The 3,733-nt window shown below is 76.1% G+C and carries 3 protein-coding genes; 2 read left to right on the forward strand and 1 reads right to left on the reverse strand.

Annotation, left to right across the window (positions count from 1 at the left end; translation table 11 throughout):
• Both M0R80_31620 and M0R80_31625 read left to right on the forward strand, forming a co-directional pair.
• On the forward strand, positions 1 to 212 hold a 212-nt coding region (locus tag M0R80_31620), incomplete at its 5' end, for a hypothetical protein (protein ID MCK9464191.1).
• Positions 213 to 257: 45 nt separating this feature from the next.
• Positions 258 to 2,315: a hypothetical protein gene (locus tag M0R80_31625; GenBank protein ID MCK9464192.1), complete on the forward strand. Its 2,058-nt coding sequence runs from the start codon at positions 258 to 260 to the stop codon at positions 2,313 to 2,315.
• An 18-nt stretch (positions 2,316 to 2,333) separates the two neighbouring features.
• Here the strand turns inward: M0R80_31625 and M0R80_31630 are convergent.
• On the reverse strand, positions 2,334 to 3,733 hold a 1,400-nt coding region (locus M0R80_31630), incomplete at its 5' end, for a hypothetical protein (GenBank protein ID MCK9464193.1).

The following is a 3,733-nucleotide window of genomic DNA, read 5'->3' on the forward strand; positions in this document are numbered from 1 at the left end:
TGCACGGGCTGCCCGCCATTTCGTCCGATCCTGGGACAGGCGGCACGATCCCGCCAGCTCCGGACGGCGAGGTCCCGCCGCTCGAGACGACGGGCGGTGCCGGATCCGCCGCGGGCGCCGTGCCGCCGGGCGACTCCGCGGCCGAGGACGGCGCGCAGGACGACGAGGCCCCCGCCGAAGATCCGGAAAGCGAGATCTTCCCCGCGACCTGAGCCGTGGCGCTCTCCACGGAACGCCCGGTATGCTAGCCTGTCGCGGTGCGACCTTCTGACATCGCGCGGGTGCTCGCGGCGGTGACTCTCGCGGCGTGGCCGGGCGCCGCCGACGAGGCGCGCGCGCCGGGCGGTTCGGCGGCGCTCGAGGCGGAGCGGCTGTCGATATCGGCGGACGGCCGCGAGGTGACGGCGTCGGGGAGCGTCCGCCTCGTGACGGAGGGCCTCGAGCTTCGTGGCGAGCGGCTCGAGCTGTCCCTGCCCGACGGCGCGATCCACTCGCCCGCACCGTTCACGCTGCGGCTCCCCGACATCTACATCGCGGCCGCCTCCGGCGAGCTGTCGCGAGACGGGAGGTCGCTGCGCCTCGAGCGCCCGACCCTCACCCGCGCCGCTCCGCCGCCGCCGTTCCTTCTGCGGGGCGAGCGAATCGCGTGCGACGGCGGCCGCTGCGTGCTCCTGGGCGGCGTGGGAACCGCGTGCCCGCACGTCCCGGCCGGCTACCGGCTCGAGGCGCGCCGGCTGACGCTCCACCCGTCCGGGGACGTCGACCTCGTGTCTCCGACGCTCGTTCTCGGCGGCGTCCGGGCGGCGTGGCTCCCGTGGCTCCGCCTGAGGCCGCCCGAGAAGGCCGGCTTCCTGGCCCCGCGGCTCGGCTACTCGCGGGATGCGGGGCTGATCGCCGGGCCGGCCGGCCACCTGCCGCTCGGACACGGCGCGCACGCCGACGGCTACGTCGCGGGCCGCACCTCGCAGGGGCTCGAGGACGAGACGCGCGTGCTCGCGGAGGGCGTCGATCTCCGCGTGCAGCACGTCTTCGACGCGCCGGACAATCGGGCGCGGGCCCGGCTCGCGCGCCGGGCGCCGCTCGCGGGCGCGACCTTCGCGGCCGACGCGGATCTCGTCACGGATGGCGTGATCATCGACGAGCTGACGTTCGATCCGCTCGAGCGCGCGATGTCGCGCACGGAGAGCCGCGTCCTCGTCTCGCTGCCGTCGTCCGTCGGGACGCTGGAGAGCTCCTTCGGCGCGGACCAGCCGCTCGCCCCCGGCACGAGAGGAGGCTGGCCCGACGTGCAGACCGTCGCCGCGGTCCGCGGGACGCTCGTGGCGGTGCCGAATCGCGCGCGGCTCTGGCCGTCCCTCGACCTCTCCCTCGCGCGGCGCGACGTCTCGCGCGGCTCGATATCCTACGACGCTTCCGGATATCCGGCGCGGCCGCACACCCGGCTCTTGGCGCGGCCCTCGCTCACGGCCCCTTTGCACCTCGGCCCCGTCACGCTGGACGCGCGCGTCGGGAGCCGGCACGCGACCTGGCTCGTCGACCGGGAGACGGGAGGCGCGCCTGCGAACCACTCGGCGGGCGGCGCGGCACGGTTCGGGCTGCCGCTCGTGGGCAGGCTCGCGGGCCGTCCGCACCTCATCGCCCCGCGCGTAGAGTACCGCGCGGTCCCGTGGGCCGCCGGGGCGACGCCGCCGTGGGTCTTCGACGCCGCGGACCGCCCGCGGCGCGCGCACGCCGTCGAGCTCGGGGTCGAGACCGCGCTCGATCCCTTCGCGGAGGTGCCGGTCTTCTACGCCGAGATCGCCGAGCGCGTCGGGCTGCCGGGACTCGGAGAGGCGAAGTCGCGCAGGTTCCTCCACGGCGCCGTGCGGATCGGAGCGCCGGTCCTCGAGCTGCGCGGCGAGATCGCGTGGGATCAGGAGCTCCTCGGCGTGAGCGCGGCGGCGGCGGGGATCGGCACCCGCGACGGGCGGGGCAACGGGATCTCCGTCGACGCCCGGTGGTACGGGGAGGGCGCGGGTCCGCATACGGATGGTCGGTGGACGGCGGACGACGTCACGTCGATGGGAGACTCGTGGTGGCCCGCCGGGCCTCGAAACCGCCTGGAGCTCGCCGAGCGGGGGACCGCGGTGGTGGCGCGCGTCGTCGCGCTGCACTGCGGCGCCCGGGTGGAGATCGCGCCCCGCCCGGGGCTGAACGCCCTCTGGTACGGCCTGGGCCTGCGCGCGCCGTGCGGCTGCGCCGAGATCGCGCTCCAGGCGGCGCACAGGCTCGACACGCCCGCGCCGGACGTGATGCTCGTCGTCACGCTGGAGTGAGGCGCGATCGGGAGACGCTCAGGAGATCTGGCGGGCGAGCGCGGCGGCGACGACCGGATCCTCGATCATCGCGAGATCCTCGGCGCTGAGCGGCTCGCCGGTGCACACACGGCGGAGCACGCTTCGCAGGAGCTTGCCGCTGCGCGTGTGCGGCAGCTCGTCGACCACGCAGTAGGACGTCGGCAGGGCGGCGCCGCCGAACCTCGACGCCAGCGCCGCGCCGAGCGCCGCGAGGGAGATCTCGGCGCCTGGCTGCGCCTTGACGAACGCGCGGCTCCCGGACCGGCCCTCGGCGTCGGTGTACCGCACGACCGCGACCTGCTCGACGCCGGGCGCCTCCGCGAGCGCCGCCTCGATCTCGGCGACGTTGACGTGCGTCGAGTCGGCGAGATCGATGTGCGTCTCGCCGAGCGGCCACAGGTTGTCGTCGCGATCGCGCCGCGCCTTCACCTCGATGACGACCGGCAGCTCGGCGCACTGCAGTTCGAGCGCGACGCAGGGCGGGACGCGGGAGAGCGCGAGCATGCCGCCCACCCCGACGGCGCACGGCGCGCCGCCGGTGTCCACGATCTCCAAGGAGAGCCCCGGCGCCGGGTGCGCCACGGAGGAGAACCGGATCCGCGTGACCGGGGGGTACGGACCGGCGATGAAGCCGCCGCACTCGGGGCGCGCAAGCGCCTGCACGACGTGCACCTTTCCCTCGAACAGCCGCTCGTGCAGGATCTGCAGGAGCCTCGGGTCGAGCGACGTGCCCTCGACCGCGAGCAGCTCGAGCGAACCGCTGCGGGCCGTGCCGCCCTTCTCGCCGCGCTCGAGATGGGATCCGAGCGCGGAGGCTGCTCCCGTGTCGAGGAGCGCCGCGCGGCCCGGGAGCCTCGCGAGGAGCGCCGCGAGCTCTGCCTCGCTCTCGGGGGCGGCGGCGAGGCCCGCGATCCCGCCCGAGGCGAGCGCGCCGACGAGCCCCGCGGCCGTGGCCACGTGCGAGGGCGGCGCCAGCAGCCACGTCGCCTGTCCGGGGCGCCCGTCGAGGAGGTACCGGTGCGCGGCGAGCGCCTGGACCGCGAACCCCGCGGTCGGGATCGTGAACGGCTGTCCCGCGGCGTCCGAGAAGACGAGCGCCGGGTGCATCGGCGAGACCGCCAAAGGCTCCCGCACCGCCGCGGCGCCGACCTCGCCGTCGACGCGCACGTCGAGGCGGGGGACCGCGGGATCTCCCGCCTCGACCCCGGGGCCGACGAGCACCGCGCGACAGCCGACCGTCTTGTGCCGGCCGGACGGCTGTGCGACGAGCCCGAGGCTGAAGCAGGCCAGCAGGGCGACCGCGAAATCCGGACCGCCCGCGGAGAGCACCTCGACCCGATCGCCCGCGACGAGCCCGAGGGCGCGGACCCGCGGCGCGAGCTCCCCGACGCGCTCGC

This window comes from Pseudomonadota bacterium (genome assembly GCA_023229365.1).
Taxonomy (GTDB): Bacteria; Myxococcota_A; Polyangia; order JAAYKL01; family JAAYKL01; genus JALNZK01.